The following is a 17,556-nucleotide window of genomic DNA, read 5'->3' as shown; positions in this document are numbered from 1 at the left end:
ATGCCGGGGGCACCGCGCCCGCCCTCTACGTCAAATGACGCATGGCGGGTTCAGCCCTCGAACATCTCCGCCGTGATCGGAAGTGTGCGAACCCGCCGCCCGGTGGCGGCGTGGACGGCATTGACCAGCGCCGGGATGACGGGCGGCAGCGCCGGTTCGCCAAGGCCGGTGGGCGGATCGTCACTGGGCACGAACGCGACTTCGATCACTGGTGCGGCGTCGATCCGCATCAGCGGGTGGGTGTCGAAATTGGCCTGTTCGACCGCGCCGTCGACCTGTGTGATCGCCTGCCCGGCCAGCGCCTGTCCCAGCCCGTCGATAATCGAGCCTTGCACCTGGTTGAGCGCATTCAGCGGATTGATGATCTGGCTGCCCACATCGCCCGCCGCCCATACCTGTCGCACGCGCGGCATGCCGTCGGCCATCGCGACATGCACGACCTCGGCAAAATAGCCCATGTGGCTGTGATAGTAGGCGAAACCCTTGCCCTCCCCGGCGGGCAGCTTGCCGCGCCCCTGCCAGTCGGCCATCGCCACCACCTTTTCGATGACCGCCCGCGCCCGCGCCGTCTTGAACGGCGGCTGCGACGGGCCGCGCGGTAGCTCACGGTCGTCCGCCAGCAATTCGAGCATCAACGAGGCCAAATCACGTCCGGCGGCGGCCGCCACTTCGTCAAGAAACGCCTGAAAGGCAAAGGCTAGCCCGTTCGATCCCGGCGCCCGCAACCAGCCGGTCGGCATGTTGGTGGGGATCAGGCTCTGTTCGAACAGGATCGCCGGGACGACACCGGCGGGGAATTCGGCCGGGGGCAGATCGCCACCACTGGTCGGCTTGCCCGCGCGCGCCAGTGTGATGAAATGATCGCCGAACGCGGTCAGCCTGCCGGATGCGTCCAGCGCCGCGCGGAATCGATGCCACCCCGCCGGGCGATAGAAATCGCGGCGGATGTCATCCTCCCGATTATACAGCAGCTTGACCGGCGTGCCCGGCACCTGCGCGGCGATGGCGGCGGCCTGCACCATATAATCGTTCATCAAGCGCCGTCCGAACCCGCCGCCCACCCGCATCAGGTTGATGCGGACCCGCTCCGGCGGCAGGCCCAGCGCCTTGGCTACCAGTCCCCGGCCCGCTTCAGGGTTCTGCGTCGGCGCCCAGATTTCGACCGATCCGTCGCGGACCAGCGCGGTGCAGTTCTGCGGCTCCAGCGTGGCATGGGCAAGGAAGGGATAGTGATAGTCCGCCGTCACCAGGCGCGCGGCACCGGCAAAGGCGGCTGCCGCGTCACCCGTGCGCGCAATCTCGATCTCGGCCGGGGCTGCGCCCTTGGCCTTGGCGGCGGCGGCATAGTGTTCGCTCGAGAACTGGCGCGCCGCCGCATCGGCCCATTCCACCTCCAGCACGTCGCGCGCGCGATTGGCGGTCCACCAGCTTTCCGACAGGATCGCGACGCCATCAACCAGCGATTCCGGCTCGCCATCGCCCTTGATCGTCAGCACATGGCGCACCCCCGGCACGGCGCGCACCGCGTCCAGATTGGCGCGCTTGAACGTGCCGCCAAAGGCCGGGCACGTCACCAGCACCGCATGCAACATGCCCGGCAGCGCCAGGTCGATGCCGAACAACGGCTTTCCGCTGGCGATTGCGGGCGTGTCGGGACCAGGGATCGGCTGGCCGATGATGCGAAAGCGCGAAGGGTCCTTCAGCGGCACCGTTTCCGCAGCAGGCGCGGGCATCGCCGCCGCATCCGCCGCCAGCGCGCCATAGGTCAGCGTGCGGCCCGATGCGGCGTGCCGCACCTGTCCGCCGCCAGTCGTCAGCGTGTCGGGCGCCACGCCCCAGCGCCGGGCGGCGGCGGCGACCAGCATCGCGCGCGCCACCGCGCCCGCGCGCCGCATCGGCAGCCATTCGCGCGGCGTCGTGCGACTGCCGCCTGCGGATTGCGCGCCGAAACGCTCGGCATCGGCATGGGTCTGCTCGACGGTCACCTGCGCCCAGTCGACGTCCAGTTCCTCTGCGATCAGCATCGGCAGCATCGTTTTCGCGCCCTGCCCGACCTCGGCATTCTTGGCGCCGATGGTCACGCGATTGGCCGCGTCGATCCGTACAAAGGCGGTGATCGCGCCGCTCCCTTGAGCGTTCGCTACGGGAATGTTCAGGTCGAACAGCACCGCTCCACCTGCCGCCAATGATGCCGCGACGAACGCGCGGCGCGAAAGCACCGGGCCGCTCATGCCGCCGCCGCCTTGATCGCGGCGCGGATGCGAACATAGGTGGCGCAGCGACACAGATTGCCGCTCATCGCCGCGTCGATCGCGTCATCGTCGGGGCGCGGCGTTTCGGTCAACAGTGCGACCGCGCTCATGATCTGGCCCGCCTGGCAATAACCGCATTGCGGCACGTCGGCGGCGATCCACGCGCCCTGCACCCGCTGGCCGACGGGGCCGTTCGCCACCCCCTCGATCGTCGTCACTTCGCGGCCCGCCACATCGGACGCGGCCGTCTGGCACGACCGGGTGGCTACGCCGTCGACATGCACCGTGCAGGCACCGCACAGCCCCGCGCCGCAACCGAACTTGGTGCCGGGCAGGCCCAGATCCTCGCGCAAAACCCATAATAGCGGCTTGTCGCCGTCCGTTTCCACCGTGCGCGTCTGTCCGTTGACGCTGAACCCCAGTTTCATGCCCGCACCCCCCGGTTGCCTGTCGCGCAATTATCGACTGATCTGCGCCCCGTCCGCAAGCACGCCAGTCACCGGCGCGGCATCGTTGGCGGGCAGGCTGGCCAGCAGCGCCTCCACCTGTCGCGCGCTGTGGACCGCGGCGCTGGCGCGGATCACCCCTTGCGCGTCGATGACCACCGCCGCGGGGCGCAGGGCAATGCCCATGTCGCGGGCGATCGGGCTGTCCAGAATGACGTCGCGTTCGGCGATATGGTGCAGCCGGGCCAGGTCGGCAAAGGCGGGCCACGCCCCCTCCCCCACCATCACCAGCCGCATCCGGTCGGGATCGACGCGCGCGATCGCTTCGCGCAGCGCGTCGGACGATCGCTTGCACCCCGGCACGACGAACAGCAGCAGCATGGCGCGCCCGTCATGGCTGGCATGGCCGATGGTCAGCAATTCGCCTGCCAGCGTCGCGGCGCTGATGATCGGCACCGCCACCGGCGGCCCCACCGGGTCCAGTCCGCGCCGGAGCTGGCGGACCTGCCGCCCAAGCGCGAACAGAGCGACCGCCAGCAGGATGACGGCAATCCAGAGCAGGAAATGCGAAGCGACGAGCATGACCCCGTCGCTACCCCCCGCGCCGCCGGGGCAGCATGGGGCGATTGACGTAGGCGCACCGGGCTACGTCAATAGCCTTATGGCCAATTGGCGCCCCGCGGCAGATTCCCCTGCCGACCTTAGGGACAGAAAACGGGGGCAGGCATGAAATTCAGGCGCAGCATGGCGGGGGCACTGCTGGCGGCGGCGGCGACGATTTCGGCGGGCGTCGTGGTGGCGCAGAACGACAAGCCGACCCTGCCCGCAGCCCTGGCCGCCAAAGTGGGCAGCCTGCCCAAGGAGAAGCGCGACTTCCTGACCTCGGACGAGGCGGAGATGTTCGCCGGTTCCTATCCCAAGCTGTTCGCGCGGCTGGAAACCAAGTCGCCTGCCGAAATCGAAGCCTATATCGACGGCGCGATGGCTGCGCTTGAGGCGTCGAAGTTCAATCACAAGACCGACATGGCCGCCATCCCGCTGGACACGGGCAAGAGCGGGTTCAACGGCTGGATGGTGCGCCGCCCCGACGGGCTGGACCCCAAGCGGGAGCCGGGGCCGATCGAGCTGAGCTATTACCTGCACGGGCGCGGCGGCGGCGTGTATGGCGGCGGCATCGCCACCTTTGCCGGGGCGCCAGTCGCGATTTTCCCGGAAGATCTGGTCGCGGGCAAGGTCGATGTGGCGATCGTCGGCGCGCCGCTGGACATGGGTTCGGGCTATCGCGGGGCAAAGGGCGGCCCGGCAGCGATGCGCAATCAATATGGCGCGGGCGGGATCGACATGTTCACCATGGTCGACCCGTCAAAGGAACTGAACATCGTCGATTATGGCGACATCGCCGTCGACAACATGTCCACCGAACGCACCGTTCGCCATGTGCGCCAGCGCGTTGCCGAAATCGCCCGCACCGGGGCCATCCCCTTCATCGTCGGTGGCGACCACAGCCTCGAATATTCGGACGTCGCCGGGCTGGCCGACGTGCATGGCAAGGGCAGCTTCGGCGTCGTCCATTTCGATTCGCATTATGATGCCGGGCGCGAGGGCGTGCATTTCATCACCCATGGCGCACCCGTCTATCGCGCGGTGAAGGAAGGGCATGTTCAGGGCCGCAATTATATCCAGGTCGGCCTGCGCGGTCCCTGGCCCCAAAAGGAGGGCTTTGAGTGGATGCGCGACAATGGCGTGCGCTATCACGCAATGCCGGAGATCGAGAAGAACGGCTGGCAGGCGACGATGGAGCGCGCGCTGAAGGAAGCGCGTGAATCGGGCAAGAAGCTCTTCATCTCCTTCGACGTCGACGTGCTGGACCCCGCATTCGTCCCCGGCACCGGGACGCCGGTTCCCGGCGGGCTGACCATGCGGGAGGCGATTCCGATCGTGCGCCGCCTGTGCGCCGAAAATGATCTGGTCGGGTTCGAAATCGTCGAACTCGCGCCGATCCTCGACCCCACTTATCGCAGCGCGCTGAACGCCAATTTCATCATGCATGCCTGCCTGACCGGCGTGGCGATGCGAAAGAAGGGGATTCGCCAGGTCAATTATCTGTCCGACCTGACCACCGAACATGGTCAGCCCGAAGCAGGCCTGTCGGGCGCCCGGCGCGGCAAGACCGAAAAGGTCGATCCCGATTATCCGACGCCCACCCGGCGCGGCGGACCGGGCGATCCGGCGGATCGTGGTCGTGCTTATCCCACCCCGGCGCGGCGCGGGCAGACGCTGTAACCGACTATCGGGCGACGGGGCGCGGCAAACGCCCATACGTCATATGCCCCATGTGACCCGTGCGGGGCCGACTCCACAGTCGGCCCCATGCTTTTGACCGGCGCGACCGCCCTTCCCCTCTCTGCCGCCGCGCGGTCGCGGCACCAGCGGGTCGACGGGCGCGCACGGGTGGTGTTCGGGATCGACGGAGTTCGCGATCTGTTACAGGTCGCCCCCGCGCGGTTGATGTTCCCGCACGCGCGCGGCGGCGATTTCCCGCTGGTCGTCACGGTGACCACCAGCGGCGGACTGACCGGTGGGGACCGGCTGGCGCTGGACATCGTTCTCGAACCCGGCGCGACGGCAACCATCGTGCCGCAATCCGCCGAGAAACTGTACCGCGCCCTGCCCGACGACGAACCGACGCGGATTTCGACCCGCATCGAACTGGGTGCGGGCAGCCGGTGCGAGTGGCTGGCGCAGGAAGCGATCCTGTTCGACGGCAGCGCGATGCGCCGCACGCTGGACATCGACATGGCGGCGGACGCGCGGGTGCTGGCGATGGAAATGCTGGTGCTGGGTCGCGGCGCGATGGGGGAGCGGTTCGCCAGCGGCCTGATCCACGACGGCTGGCGCGTGCGCCGCGACGGCGTGCTGGTCTGGGTCGACGCGCTGCACATCGACGGGGCGTTCGACGATTTGGCGGGCGCGCCCTTTGGCATGGGCGATGCGACCGCGCTGGCGACGCTCGTCTATGCGGGGCCAGATGCCGAGGCTCAGCTCGCGCTGGCGCGCGGGCTGGTCGAAGCGCCCGGTGGCGGCGCGACGGCGATGGACGGCCTGTTGATTGTCCGTCTGATCGACGCCGATCCCACCCGGCTGCGGCGGGAGGTGATGCGCGTCGCCGGGGTGCTGCGCGCGGCGATCTTTGGCCTGTCGCCCACCATGCCCGCCATTTGTTACTGCTGAAAGGGGCCGATTCATGAACCTGACCCCGCGTGAAAAGGACAAGCTGATCGTGGCGATGGCGGCGATGGTCGCGCGCCGTCGGCTGGAACGCGGTGTACGCCTGAACCACCCGGAAGCCGTCGCGCTGATCAGCGACCATGTGGTGGAGGGCGCGCGCGACGGACACCCGGTATCCGCTTTGATGGCCTCGGGCGGCCATGTCCTGACCCGCGATCAGGTGATGGACGGCGTGGCCGAGATGATCCACGACATCCAGGTCGAAGCGACCTTTCCGGACGGGACCAAGCTCGTCACCGTGCATCGGCCGATCCGATGATTCCGGGGGAAGTCATCACGCTGCCCGGCGATATCGTCCTGAACGAGGGGCGCGACGCGATCACGCTGTCAGTGGCTAATTCGGGCGACCGCCCGATTCAGGTCGGCAGCCATTTCCATTTTGCCGAAACCAATCCCGCGCTGGTATTCGACCGCGCCGCCGCGCGTGGTCACCGCCTGGACATCGCCGCCGGGACCGCCGTTCGCTTCGAACCCGGTCAGGTGCGCGACGTGGCACTGATCCCCTATGCCGGCGCCCGCATCGTCACGGGCTTTCGCGGCGATGTGATGGGACCGCTCTGATGCCGGTCGCGATCCCCCGTTCGGTCTATGCCAGCATGTTCGGCCCGACGACGGGCGACCGGGTACGGCTGGGCGATTCGTCGCTGTTCATCCGCGTCGAATCCGACCGCACGATCGCGGGTGAGGAAGTGAAGTTCGGCGGCGGCAAGGTCATTCGCGACGGCATGGGCCAAGGCCAGATGACCCGTGCCGAAGGGGCGCCCGACACCGTCATCACCAACGCGCTGATCCTCGACCATTGGGGCGTGGTAAAGGCCGACGTGGCGATCCGCGACGGGCGCATCGCCGCGATCGGCAAGGCGGGCAATCCCGACGTTCAGCCCGGCATCGACATTCCCATCGGCCCGGGGACCGAGATCATCGCGGGCGAGGGGCGCATCCTGACGGCCGGCGCGATCGACGCGCATATCCACTTCATCTGCCCGCAACAGGTGGAGGAGGCACTGAACGCGGGCGTCACCACCATGCTGGGCGGCGGCACCGGCCCGGCGCATGGCACGCTGGCCACCACCTGCACGCCCGGCGCCTGGCATATCGGGCGGATGCTTCAGGCGCTGGAGACCATGCCGATGAATTTCGGCCTGTTCGGCAAGGGCAATGCCAGCCGCCCCGACGCGCTGGTCGAAATGGTCCGCGCGGGCGCCTGCGGCCTGAAACTGCACGAGGATTGGGGCACCACCCCGGCCAGCATCGATTGCTGCCTGCGCGTGGCGGACGACATGGACGTGCAGGTGACGCTCCACACCGACACACTGAACGAGGCGGGCTTCGTCGAAAGCACCATCGCGGCGTTCGCGGGGCGCACCATCCATTCCTTCCATACCGAAGGGGCAGGCGGCGGGCACGCACCCGACATCATCAAGCTGGCAGGGCTGGCCAATGTCCTGCCATCCTCGACCAACCCGACACGCCCCTACACCGTCAACACCATCGAAGAGCATCTCGACATGCTGATGGTGTGCCATCACCTCGACCCGCGCATTGCGGAGGACGTCGCCTTTGCCGACAGCCGCATCCGCAAGGAAACGATCGCGGCCGAAGACATCCTGCACGACCTTGGCGCCTTTTCGATGATGTCGTCGGACAGTCAGGCGATGGGCCGGGTGGGGGAGACGATCATCCGCTGCTGGCAGACCGCCGACAAGATGAAGCGGCAGCGCGGCGCACTTGGCCCCGATGATGGCGACGCCGACAATTTCCGCGCCCGGCGCTATATCGCCAAATACACGATCAACCCCGCCATCGCGCACGGCATCTCGCACATCGTCGGGTCGGTGGAGGTCGGCAAGCTGGCTGATCTGGTGCTGTGGTCGCCCGCCTTTTTCGCGGTGAAGCCCGATCTGGTCATCAAGGGCGGCAGCATCGCCGCCGCGCCGATGGGCGATCCCAATGCCAGCATCCCGACGCCGCAACCCGTTCACTACCGCCCGATGTTCGGCGCGCTGGGCCGGGCGGGCGCGCTGTCGGCGGTGCATTTCGTGTCCGCCGCCGGGGTGGAGGACGGCGTGGGCGACCGGCTTAACCTTGCCCGCCCGCTGGAGGCGGTTCGCAACACGCGCGGCGGCATCGGCAAGCATTCGATGGTGCTGAACGACGCCATGCCCGCGATCGAGGTCGATCCCGAAACCTATGAAGTGCGCGCCGATGGCGAGTTGCTGACCTGTGAGCCGGCGGACGTGCTGCCCTTTGCCCAACGCTATTTCCTGTTCTGAAAGGTCGCCGATGCCCGTTGCCGCCACCATCCTGAATGCCGGCCACTGGGACGCCGCCACCGCGTGCGACACGATCAGCCTGGACCATGACGCGCGTCATCGCCGCCGCTTCAACTTTGTCGCCGCCGGGGGTGTTGCTTTCCTCCTCGACCTGCCGCGCGCCACCGTGCTGATGGACGGCGACGGCCTGTTGCTGGACGACGGCCGCATCGTCGCGGTGCGTGCCGCCCCCGAACCGCTGATGGAGGTGCGCGCGCCCTCGCCCGCCGCGATGCTGCGGCTGGCGTGGCATATCGGCAACCGCCACCTGCCCGCCGAGCTGAACGGTGGCGTCATCCGGCTGCGGCGCGATCATGTCATTCGCGACATGCTGGTTGGGCTGGGGGCAGAGGTGTTGGACATCGACGCCCCGTTCATTCCCGAACAGGGCGCCTATGCCGGGGGTGGCCATGGCCATTCGCACGGGCATGGCGATGACCACGCCCATTCGCACCGCCACCACGCCCATGCTCACTGAAGGCGCACTTCACCGGCTGCTGGCATGGACATCCCCCGGCTATCCGGTCGGCGGCTTCACCTATAGCCACGGTCTGGAAACCGCGGTGGAGGACGGGCGCGTCCGCACCGGCGGCGACGTGGCCGATTATGTGGAAGCGGTGCTGACGCGCGGCGGCGGCTGGGTCGACGCGGTGCTGTTCGTCCATGGCTGGCGTGCGGCGGGCGATCCGGCGGCGTTCGACGCGCTGGCCGATCTGGCCGCCGCCTTTCGCGGCAGCAGCGAAACCGCGCTGGAAAGCCACCAGCAGGGGCGGTCCTTCCTCTCGATCACCCGCGCCGCATGGCCGCACCCGGCGCTGGACGCCTTTGCCGAACGGCGCGGGGACCGGCCCATCGCCCATGCCGCCGCGATGGCGCTGGCCAGCGCCGCGCACGGCCTGCCGCTCGCCCCCGCGCTACATGGCTGGCTGCATTCGACCGCCGCGAACCTTGTCTCGGCAGGCGTGCGGCTGGTGCCGCTGGGCCAGACCGACGGCCAGCGCGCGCTGACCCGGCTGGCCGGCGCCCTGCCCGCCATTGCCGACCGCGCGATGGCGACGCCGCTCGACGACCTCGGCACCGCATCGCCCCTGCTCGAGCTTGCCTCGATCGCCCACGAAACCCTCTACACAAGGCTTTTTCGATCGTGACTTCGACCAACGGACCGCTTCGTATCGGCATTGGTGGCCCCGTGGGGTCGGGCAAGACGGCGCTGACCGACCGGCTGTGCAAGACAATGCGCGATGCATACAACGTCGCCGCGATCACCAACGACATCTACACGCGTGAGGATGCGGAGTTTCTGACGCGATCGGGTGCGCTGACGCCCGACCGGATCATGGGGGTCGAAACCGGCGGCTGCCCGCACACGGCGATCCGGGAAGATGCCAGCATGAACCTGGCCGCCGTCGACACCATGGCACGGCGCTTTCCGGGGCTGGAGCTGATCTTTATCGAAAGCGGCGGCGACAATCTGGCCGCGACGTTCAGCCCCGAACTGGCCGACATCACCATTTACGTGATCGACGTGTCGGCCGGCGACAAAATCCCGCGCAAGGGTGGTCCGGGCATCACGCGTTCCGATCTGCTGGTCATCAACAAGATCGATCTGGCGCCGCTGGTGGGCGCCAGCCTGGACGTGATGGACCGCGACGCGCGCAAGATGCGGGGCGAACGGCCGTTCGTGTTCAGCAACCTGAAGGTCGATCACGGCCTGTCGACCATCATCGACTTTATCGTCGAAACCGGCGGCCTTCCCCGCCGCCCGATATGAACGCCACCGATTATCTGCGCGAAAAGCGGCTCTACAACAAATGGGCCGCCAGCCAGACGATGGAGGATTACGCGCTGCGCTATACCGCCGATGGCGGGCGGCGCTGGTCGGCGGGACAAGTGGCCAACACTGCGATCGGCGCCACGGCGTTCCTGGCGTGCGAAGCGATCGGCGCGGCGATCACGCTGACCTATGGCTTTGCCAACAGCGTGGCGGCGATCGGCGCGGCGGTCGTACTGATGTTCGTGCTGGGTCTGCCCATTGCTTTGCAAGCGGCGCGCGGCGGGCTCGACATCGACCTGCTGACGCGCGGCGCAGGCTTTGGCTATCTCGGCTCGACGGTCACGTCGCTGATCTATGCGTCCTTCACCTTCCTGCTGTTTTCGGTGGAAGGGATGATCATGGCGGGCGCGCTGACGGCGGCGACGGGAATGCCGCTATGGGTCGCCTATCTGGTCAGCGCACTCGCGGTCATCCCGATCGCCCTTTACGGGATGAGTGCGATCAGCCGGTTTCAGGCCGCCACGCAAGGGCTGTGGATCGTGCTGCAACTGGCGCCGCTTGCTTATATCCTGTGGCTTGGCCCTGCAGCGCTTGGCGAATGGGCGCGTTTTCCGGGCCTGTTCGGCGACAGCGGCGGACTGAACCTGCTGTATTTCGGCTTTGCCTTCTCGACCCTGTTGTCGCTGCTGCCGCAGATCGGGGAGCAGGCCGATTATCTGCGCTTCCTGCCCGCGCGCGCGCGGATCGGCCGGTGGAAATGGTGGACCGCGATGCTCGCGGGCGGTCCCGGCTGGACGCTGATCGGCGGGATCAAGCTGTTGCTCGGTTCCTGGCTGGCGCACCGGCTGATCGTCAGCGGCGCGACGCCGGCTGACGCGTCCAGCCCGGCGATGATGTTCCACTGGGTCTATACCGCCATGTCGGGGCAACCCGGCATCGCGCTGATCGCGACCACGGTGTTCGTCGTTATCTGTCAGCTTAAAATCAACGTCACCAATGCCTATGCCGGGTCGATCGCCTGGTCGAACTTCTTTTCGCGGCTGACCCACCACCATCCGGGGCGCGTGGTGTGGCTGGTGTTCAACGTCGTGCTGGCGCTGATGCTGATGGAAATCGGCATTTTCGACACGATCGAGGCGATCCTGATCCTGTACGCCACGCTGGCGTCGGGCTGGATCGGCGCGCTGGCGGCGGACCTGATGATTTCCAAGCCGCTTAAGCTGTCGCCGCCGGGCATCGAGTTCAAGCGGGCGCATCTGTACGACATCAATCCGGTCGGTCTGGGCGCGATGCTGTTGTCGATCGCGGTATCGGCTGCAGCGCATCTGGACCTGTTCGGCCCCATTGCGCGCGCCTTTGCCCCCGCGATCGGGCTGGCGGTTGCGTTCACCGTTGCGCCGGTGCTCGCGCTGGCGACGCATGGCCGCTATTACATTGCGCGTCGCACCCACTGGTCGCCGGGCGAGGGCGAGCGGACGTGCATTCTTTGCGAGAACAAGTTTCAAACCGCCGATATGGCCCATTGCCCGATGTATGCCGCGCCGATCTGTTCGCTCTGCTGCACGCTGGAGGCGCGCTGCCACGACCGGTGCAAGCGCGACAGCCGCGCGACGGAACAGCTTGCCCGCTGGCTGGAACGCGCCATGCCGCGCACGCTGGCCCGCCACGTGCACACCCCGGTCGGCCATTTCGTTCTGGTGATGACCGCCATAACCATCGTCAACGTCGCGGTGGTGGGCATGCTGTACTGGCAATTCGCCGCCTTCACCCTGACACGCGGACAGGTCGGCAGCCTGTTCCTGGCGCTGTTCATCGTGCTGACGCTGGCGGGGGGCGTCATCGGCTGGATCGTGGTGCTGGCGCATCAAAGCCGCCGCGCGGCGATGCAGGAAAGCGAGCATCACGTGCAGCAACTGATGCGCGAGATCGACGCGCACGTCCGCACCGATGCCGAACTGCAACGCGCCAAGGAAGCCGCCGAAAGCGCCAACGCTGCCAAGAGCCGCTATCTGGTCAGCGTCAGCCACGAGATCCGTTCGCCCCTGAACTCGATCTATGGCTATGCCCAGTTGATGGAGCGCGGGCACGACATTGCCCCGACCGAAGCGGCAAAGGTCATTCGCCGCAGTGCCGAGCATCTGACCAACCTGGTCGAAGGGCTGCTGGATATCTCGCAGGTCGAAAGCGGGGTGTTGCGGATCGCCAGCGAAACGGTGCGGCTGGCCCCGTTTCTCGATCAGATCGCCAACATGTTCCGCCCCCAGGCCCAGGCAAAGGGGATCGCATTCGATTTCGAACGCCCCCCCAACCTGCCCGATTTCGTGCGAACCGACCAGAAACGGCTGCGCCAGATCCTGATCAACCTATTGTCGAACGCGGTGAAGTTCACGCCCGCCGGGTCGGTGCGGCTGCGCGTCACCTATCGCAGCCAACTGGCCACATTCGAGATCGCGGATACCGGCATCGGCATCGCGCCGGGGGATGCGGAGCGCATCTTTTCCCCCTTCGAACGCGGCGGCAATCCGGAGGCGCAGCGGCAGAAGGGCGTCGGCCTTGGCCTGTCGATCACCCAGGCGCTGGTGCGGATCATGGGCGGCGACATCGCGGTCGATGCCGAACCGGGCGGCGGCACGCGCTTTACCGTGCGGCTGATGATGGGTCAGGTGGCCGGTCCCGTCGTCGACGCGCCCGCGCCCGAACGCGTATCGGGTTATGAAGGACGGCGGCGCCAGATCCTGCTGATCGACGATGACGAACATCAGCTGGCCGTGCTGCGCGGGTTGCTGGAGCCGCTGGATTTCGAGGTGTTCGAAGCATCCAGCGGGGCCGCGGGGCTGGAAATCGCCGCGGTCGAGCAACCCGATATCGTGCTGCTCGACATCTCCATGCCCGGCGAATCGGGGTGGGACATCTGCCGCACATTGCGCGACCGCATGGGTCCGGCGGTCCGCATCGTTATGGTTTCCGCCAACGCGCATGAATTCAATCGCGGCGGCGATGGCTATGCGTCCCATGACCGATTCCTGATGAAACCGGTCGATCTGGACGCGCTGCTCGATACGCTGGCCGACCAGCTCGACATACGCTGGACCGGCGAGCCGGCCGCCCCGCGCGAACCCGCCGCTCAGACCGCGCCGCGCATCAAGCTGCCCGCCGCCGCGTTGCCGATCCTTGCCGATATCGAGCAAAAGGCCGTGATCGGCCATGTTCGCGGGATCGAAGCCAGTGTACGCGCCTTGGAAACCGCCGCCCCCGTCGCCGCGCCACTGGCCCGCACGCTTTTGACTTATCTGGACCGGTTCGACCTGAAGGGGTTGATCGCGGCAATACGGGCCGCACGATGAACACACCGCTGACCATGCAGACCGACACCGTGCTCGTCGTCGACGACACCCCCGAATCGCTGCGATTCCTGACTGACACGCTCGAATCCGCCGGTATTTCGGTGCTGATCGCCACCAGCGGCGATGCGGCGCTGGCACTGATCGACCATCTGGTGCCCGACCTGATTCTGATGGACGCGCTGATGCCCGGCATGGACGGGTTCGAGGCGACGCGCGCGATCAAGGCGCATCCCGGCGGCGCGGGCGTGCCGATCATCTTCATGACCGGGCTGACCGAAAGCGAGCATGTGGTGCGCGCGCTGGAGGCAGGGGGCATCGATTATGTCCGCAAACCGATTGTGGTCGAGGAGTTGCTGGCGCGCGTTCACGTCCACATGAACAACGCGCGCCAGACGCAGGGCAGCCATTTCGCGCTGGACGCCACGGGCCGCAACCTGATCGCAATCGACGCATCGGCACGCATCACCTGGGCCACCCCGGCGGCGGAACGGCTGATCCTGTCGCTCGAACCCGGCTGGTCGCGGGTCGAGGGCCGGCAGCCCGCGCTTCTGGCGCCACTGATCGGGCGGTTGATGCAGGACGATGTGCCCGCTGGCCAGTCGCTGCGGCTGGAGACGGGCGGCGGTGAGGCGATCGAGCTGATCGCAGTGGGGCGCAGGCGGCAGAATGAGCTGCTGGTGCGGCTGAACCATCTGGACCCGCAAGCCGACATCGCGCGGCTGCAACAGGGTTTCAGCCTGACCCAGCGAGAGGCTGAGGTGCTGTTGTGGATCAGCTATGGCAAACCCAACCGCGTCATCAGCGAAATCCTGTCGATCAGCCCGCGCACGGTGAACAAGCACCTGGAACAGATTTTCGAGAAACTGGGCGTCGAAACCCGCGCCGCCGCCGCCGCGTTCGCGGTGCGGGTAATTGCGCAATAGCGACTATGCCGGGTCGGCGTCGGCGCGGGGGCGCTTGCGCAGAAACCATGCCGGGATGGCGGACAGGATCAGCGCGCCGCCGACCAGCGCCCATGCCGGCACCCCGCCTTTGTCGGCCGCATCGCCGTCATCGCGCACCATCGATCCGCGCGCCGCGCTCGACAGGTCGATCGACATGGTAATTGCGTGCCCTTCCTCCCCGGTCGCGCGGACGTGATAGGCGTGGCCCGGTTCGCCGGTTAGCGCAAAGCGTCCTTCCCCATCGGTCTTCACGGTCCGCACCGCGCGGTCGGGCGCCTGAGCGTCGAACAGCTCGATCCATTCGCCGCCCGCGCGCTGGCCGTTGCTGTAGAACAGCTCGCCGGTGATTTCGCGGCCCTGTCCCGCCACCTTCATCAACAGCCCGTGTGCACCGGCGACAGTCGCGGTCGCCGCCAGCGTCAGCGCAAGCGCCGCACGCAGCATCGCCCCGGTCATCGCGCGAAAAAGCCCATCGAATATTCCAGGCTATATTCGGTGAAGGCTGGATTGCCCTGCACCGCCATGCGTCGGCCCGACCACAGCTTGTTGAAACCGCGCACGGGCGTGAAGCTGGCAACGCCATCAGCATCGCTCACCGCATCCCGCCCCTCTTCATTGCGCGCAATCGCGATGCCAGGTGCGGGTTTGCCGTCGATCAGCACGCGCACCTTCATCGCCTGTCCGGCCACGGGCTGCGCGGGCGACACCGGCACGATTTCGAAGCGCTGACCGGCGGGCCGCGCGGCGATCGGCGTCCAGGCGGCAATCGTCTTGTGGAACTTGACGGCGCGGGTCGCCTTGATGGCGTTCGGCACGCGGTTCATCGGCTGCTCGACTGACGGGCCATCGCTGCGCGTGGTGTGGATGCCATTGTCGTAATGGGCCAGGATCAGGCTGGGCTTGCCCGCGACGCTCAGGTGCACGCCGTCCTGCCCCGCCCGGCGCGATACGGTCAGCGCACCGCCATCGGCGCCCAGCGCGATCACCTGCCTCAGCTTGGCGGCCGGGTAAGGTTGCAACTTCCCCGCATGGCCGCCGAACAACACGTGCCACCCGCCCTGTTCGGGCACCATCCACACCGTATGGGCAAGCGCGGGCATCGAAAGCCCCAGCGCGGACAGCGTCATCAGCGAACGGGCGTGTCGGATCATCGGTTGTCTCCCCCAAATCTCTTAAAGCGATAGCTGCATGCCGGCGCGCACGGTGCGCGGCGCGCCGGGTGCCATCAGCGTCTGGCCCCCGATGACCGACACCGACGTCGCGTATCGCGCGTTCGCTACATTGTCGGCGCGCAGATAGGCGCGGTACGCGAACGGCGCGGTTCCTTCATGCGCCAGCATCAGGTCGATCGTGTCATAGGGGTCAGCGAACAGCCGGTTTGCGACATCCACGGCATAGCGGCCGACATGCCGCCAGTTCGCTGCCAACGACCAGCGATCGACCGGCCGCCACATCGCATCGACGTTCAGCGTGTCGTCGGGCACGCCCGCCACCGCCTTGCCCAACAGCGTCGCATCGGCATTGTCGACGATCCGCGTCTCGACATGGGCATAGACGGCGCGGGCCCATAGTGAGGGCGAGACCTGCCACTCCCCGCTTGCCTCGATCCCATGCCGCCGGGTCCGGCCGAAATTCTCGAAAATGCCCGGCGCGACGGTGCGAACCTCCTGCGTCGAATTGAGGCGGAACGCCGCCGCATCCAGCACCAGCCCGGACAATGGTGTCAGGCGCAGGCCCAGTTCGGCCTGGCGAAAGACGTTGGGGTCCAGCACCTGTCCGCCGACGGCATATTTGACGAAATTGTTGGGCAGGGCGAACCCCTCCGCCCAACTGGCACGCGCTTGCAGCCAGCCGGTCAGTTGTGACCGCGCGCCCAGCTTGGGGCTGAGGTGCCGGACGTCGTTCAGCGCGCCGCACGGGTCGCTGCCCGTCTCCGGCCCCAACCGCCGGCACCCGCCGGTAAAGCTGTCGCCGCGTAGCCCCAGCGACAGGTCGAACAGGCGGTGTAGCGGTGCCTGAACCTCGGCAAACAGCGACGCGCTGTTCAACTCGGTCCGGCGATCATTGCCCGCTGGCGTTGTGCGGCGGCGGCGGTTCAGCCCGTCGTAGAACTGGAAATCGGTCCGTTCGCGAAACAGCTCTGCTCCCAGCGAATAGGTGATCGGCGCCGCCGCCCAGCCCGGATCGAGCGATCCGTTCAAGCTGGTTCCCGCCCCGAAAATGCGCCGGTCATAGCTCTCCTCACGCTGCCGCCATGCCGTCGCACTGACGGGGCGGGTAAACCAGCGCGTAAAATCCTGTCCCGTGCCATAGGCGAAGCTGACAATGCTGGTGCGCGGGGACAGCGCCACGCTCAGGTCCGCGCGCAGCGTGCCGAAATGCTTGGTCGCACCGTCGTTCGGGACATGAGCGTCGATGCCGTAGGGATCGCGTGCAAATTGCGCGGCGGTCAGGTAACTGGCGCTGTTGGCGTCAGCATGGTGATAGCGGCCCGACAGCGCGAGCTTGACCGCGCCCGACAGGTCGAACGCCGCGCGCGCCGACAGCGTCTGCCGCGCCTGATCCGAACGCGGCCGGTATCCGTCGGTCAGATAGAATTGCCCCGCGACGTTCAGCGTGCCGCCGCCCCATTCGTGGCCCGCCGCCGCCTGCACATCCGCGGTTTCGAATGCACCCGCGCCAATGTCGAAATTCAGGTAATCGCCGCCCTTGCGCGTATCGATGCGGATCAGTCCGCCGCGATTGTAATTTCCGTACAGCGCCGAAACAGGGCCGCGATAAACGGTCAGCCCATCGACCTCCAGCGGCACGACGACGTTCAGGTCGACATAGCCATCGGCATGGCTCATCGCCTCGTTCAGCGGGATGCCGTCGATCACCGCACCCAGATCGCCGCCATGCCCGCCATTGCCGAAACCGCGAATGACGATGGCGTTCGCGACCCCACCCAGCCCGAAATCGCGTACCGCTACACCGGGGACAAAGCGCAGCAGATCGTCGAAATCGGCGAAACCCTGCTCGCGAATGTTTTCGGTCGTCAGCGTGGTGGTGGACCAGGCCGCATCTTCCGCCGCGACCAGCTGGCCCTTCACCACAATGGGTTCGTCGGGCGCCGCCGCTTCCTTTGCCAGTGTCGCGGCGGGGGCGAGCAGGCAGGTGGCGCAGACAAACGCGCGAACGGCAGGGCGGCGCATGA

General features: G+C 67.3%; 16 protein-coding genes. 10 read left to right on the top strand and 6 right to left on the bottom strand.

The features are described from left to right. Nucleotides 1-50: 50 nt before the first annotated feature. Genes ACAX61_RS11705 through ACAX61_RS11695 form a run of 3 tightly spaced genes read right to left on the bottom strand, consistent with a single transcriptional unit; the run spans nt 51 to nt 3,280 of the window. Nucleotides 51-2,231 carry a xanthine dehydrogenase family protein molybdopterin-binding subunit gene (locus ACAX61_RS11705; protein WP_370715019.1) on the bottom strand — a complete coding sequence of 727 codons (2,181 nt, stop codon included), beginning with the start codon at nt 2,229-2,231 and terminating at the stop codon, nt 51-53. Further along, nucleotides 2,228-2,680 (bottom strand): (2Fe-2S)-binding protein, encoded by a 453-nt coding sequence (locus ACAX61_RS11700; protein WP_370715018.1) that lies wholly within the window; start codon nt 2,678-2,680, stop codon nt 2,228-2,230. The genes ACAX61_RS11705 and ACAX61_RS11700 overlap by 4 nt, the downstream gene beginning before the upstream one ends. A gap of 30 nt (nt 2,681-2,710) precedes the next feature. Next, nucleotides 2,711-3,280: a thioredoxin domain-containing protein gene (locus tag ACAX61_RS11695; RefSeq protein ID WP_370715017.1), complete on the bottom strand. Its 570-nt coding sequence runs from the start codon at nt 3,278-3,280 to the stop codon at nt 2,711-2,713. 144 nt (nt 3,281-3,424) lie between these two features. Here ACAX61_RS11695 and ACAX61_RS11690 point away from each other — a divergent pair, with 144 nt between their 5' ends. The 10 genes from ACAX61_RS11690 to ACAX61_RS11645 all read left to right on the top strand — a co-directional run bounded on the left by ACAX61_RS11690 (nt 3,425) and on the right by ACAX61_RS11645 (nt 14,339). Further along, complete coding sequence (locus ACAX61_RS11690; protein WP_370715016.1) at nt 3,425-4,981, top strand: agmatinase family protein; 1,557 nt, start codon at nt 3,425-3,427, stop codon at nt 4,979-4,981. 87 nt (nt 4,982-5,068) lie between these two features. Then, on the top strand, nt 5,069-5,929 hold the full coding sequence (locus ACAX61_RS11685) for an urease accessory protein UreD (protein ID WP_370715015.1): 861 nt from the start codon (nt 5,069-5,071) through the stop codon (nt 5,927-5,929). A 13-nt stretch (nt 5,930-5,942) separates the two neighbouring features. Continuing rightward, nucleotides 5,943-6,245, top strand: coding sequence for an urease subunit gamma (locus ACAX61_RS11680; RefSeq protein WP_370715014.1), 303 nt, complete (start codon nt 5,943-5,945; stop codon nt 6,243-6,245). Beyond that, nucleotides 6,242-6,547, top strand: a complete 306-nt coding sequence (locus tag ACAX61_RS11675; RefSeq protein WP_370715013.1) for an urease subunit beta — start codon at nt 6,242-6,244, stop codon at nt 6,545-6,547. Before ACAX61_RS11680 ends, ACAX61_RS11675 begins: the two co-directional genes overlap by 4 nt. Beyond that, entirely contained in the window at nt 6,547-8,259 is a 1,713-nt protein-coding gene (gene ureC, locus ACAX61_RS11670; RefSeq protein ID WP_370715012.1) for an urease subunit alpha, read from the top strand. Before ACAX61_RS11675 ends, ureC begins: the two co-directional genes overlap by 1 nt. Nucleotides 8,260-8,269: 10 nt before the next feature. After that, complete coding sequence (gene ureE / locus ACAX61_RS11665; RefSeq protein ID WP_370715011.1) at nt 8,270-8,776, top strand: urease accessory protein UreE; 507 nt, start codon at nt 8,270-8,272, stop codon at nt 8,774-8,776. Next, nucleotides 8,709-9,446, top strand: coding sequence for an urease accessory protein UreF (locus tag ACAX61_RS11660; protein ID WP_370715010.1), 738 nt, complete (start codon nt 8,709-8,711; stop codon nt 9,444-9,446). Before ureE ends, ACAX61_RS11660 begins: the two co-directional genes overlap by 68 nt. Then, entirely contained in the window at nt 9,443-10,069 is a 627-nt protein-coding gene (ureG, locus tag ACAX61_RS11655; RefSeq protein WP_370715009.1) for an urease accessory protein UreG, read from the top strand. Before ACAX61_RS11660 ends, ureG begins: the two co-directional genes overlap by 4 nt. Next, nucleotides 10,066-13,416 carry a hybrid sensor histidine kinase/response regulator gene (locus tag ACAX61_RS11650; RefSeq protein ID WP_370715008.1) on the top strand — a complete coding sequence of 1,117 codons (3,351 nt, stop codon included), beginning with the start codon at nt 10,066-10,068 and terminating at the stop codon, nt 13,414-13,416. Before ureG ends, ACAX61_RS11650 begins: the two co-directional genes overlap by 4 nt. Beyond that, entirely contained in the window at nt 13,413-14,339 is a 927-nt protein-coding gene (locus tag ACAX61_RS11645) for a response regulator (protein WP_370715007.1), read from the top strand. Before ACAX61_RS11650 ends, ACAX61_RS11645 begins: the two co-directional genes overlap by 4 nt. 3 nt (nt 14,340-14,342) lie before the next feature. Here ACAX61_RS11645 and ACAX61_RS11640 read toward each other — a convergent pair whose 3' ends face one another. Genes ACAX61_RS11640 through ACAX61_RS11630 form a run of 3 tightly spaced genes read right to left on the bottom strand, consistent with a single transcriptional unit; the run spans nt 14,343 to nt 17,554 of the window. Further along, nucleotides 14,343-14,816, bottom strand: coding sequence for a hypothetical protein (locus ACAX61_RS11640; protein WP_370715006.1), 474 nt, complete (start codon nt 14,814-14,816; stop codon nt 14,343-14,345). Continuing rightward, the gene (locus tag ACAX61_RS11635) at nt 14,813-15,511 is read right to left on the bottom strand and encodes a DUF4198 domain-containing protein (protein WP_370715005.1); all 699 of its coding nucleotides are present in this window, start codon (nt 15,509-15,511) and stop codon (nt 14,813-14,815) included. Before ACAX61_RS11635 ends, ACAX61_RS11640 begins: the two co-directional genes overlap by 4 nt. Nucleotides 15,512-15,532: 21 nt before the next feature. After that, nucleotides 15,533-17,554, bottom strand: coding sequence for a TonB-dependent receptor (locus ACAX61_RS11630; protein ID WP_370715004.1), 2,022 nt, complete (start codon nt 17,552-17,554; stop codon nt 15,533-15,535). Nucleotides 17,555-17,556: the final 2 nt, after the last annotated feature.

Origin of the sequence: Sphingomonas sp. IW22, from assembly GCF_041321155.1 — a bacterium.
In the GTDB taxonomy this organism is placed as follows: domain Bacteria; phylum Pseudomonadota; class Alphaproteobacteria; order Sphingomonadales; family Sphingomonadaceae; genus Sphingomonas.
This window is presented reverse-complemented; position numbering and strand designations above follow the sequence as displayed.

Excerpts from the sequence above, each read along its gene's own strand:
- ureE (WP_370715011.1), top strand. The coding sequence starts at position 8,270 with ATGCCCGTTGCCGCCACCATCCTGAATGCCGGCCACTGGGACGCCGCC.
- ACAX61_RS11630 (WP_370715004.1), bottom strand. The coding sequence starts at position 17,554 with ATGCGCCGCCCTGCCGTTCGCGCGTTTGTCTGCGCCACCTGCCTGCTC.
- ACAX61_RS11685 (WP_370715015.1), top strand. The coding sequence starts at position 5,069 with ATGCTTTTGACCGGCGCGACCGCCCTTCCCCTCTCTGCCGCCGCGCGG.
- ACAX61_RS11680 (WP_370715014.1), top strand. The coding sequence starts at position 5,943 with ATGAACCTGACCCCGCGTGAAAAGGACAAGCTGATCGTGGCGATGGCG.
- ACAX61_RS11660 (WP_370715010.1), top strand. The coding sequence starts at position 8,709 with ATGGCCATTCGCACGGGCATGGCGATGACCACGCCCATTCGCACCGCC.
- ureC (WP_370715012.1), top strand. The coding sequence starts at position 6,547 with ATGCCGGTCGCGATCCCCCGTTCGGTCTATGCCAGCATGTTCGGCCCG.
- ACAX61_RS11705 (WP_370715019.1), bottom strand. The coding sequence starts at position 2,231 with ATGAGCGGCCCGGTGCTTTCGCGCCGCGCGTTCGTCGCGGCATCATTG.
- ACAX61_RS11640 (WP_370715006.1), bottom strand. The coding sequence starts at position 14,816 with ATGACCGGGGCGATGCTGCGTGCGGCGCTTGCGCTGACGCTGGCGGCG.
- ACAX61_RS11690 (WP_370715016.1), top strand. The coding sequence starts at position 3,425 with ATGAAATTCAGGCGCAGCATGGCGGGGGCACTGCTGGCGGCGGCGGCG.
- ACAX61_RS11645 (WP_370715007.1), top strand. The coding sequence starts at position 13,413 with ATGAACACACCGCTGACCATGCAGACCGACACCGTGCTCGTCGTCGAC.
- ACAX61_RS11675 (WP_370715013.1), top strand. The coding sequence starts at position 6,242 with ATGATTCCGGGGGAAGTCATCACGCTGCCCGGCGATATCGTCCTGAAC.
- ACAX61_RS11650 (WP_370715008.1), top strand. The coding sequence starts at position 10,066 with ATGAACGCCACCGATTATCTGCGCGAAAAGCGGCTCTACAACAAATGG.
- ACAX61_RS11635 (WP_370715005.1), bottom strand. The coding sequence starts at position 15,511 with ATGATCCGACACGCCCGTTCGCTGATGACGCTGTCCGCGCTGGGGCTT.
- ACAX61_RS11695 (WP_370715017.1), bottom strand. The coding sequence starts at position 3,280 with ATGCTCGTCGCTTCGCATTTCCTGCTCTGGATTGCCGTCATCCTGCTG.
- ACAX61_RS11700 (WP_370715018.1), bottom strand. The coding sequence starts at position 2,680 with ATGAAACTGGGGTTCAGCGTCAACGGACAGACGCGCACGGTGGAAACG.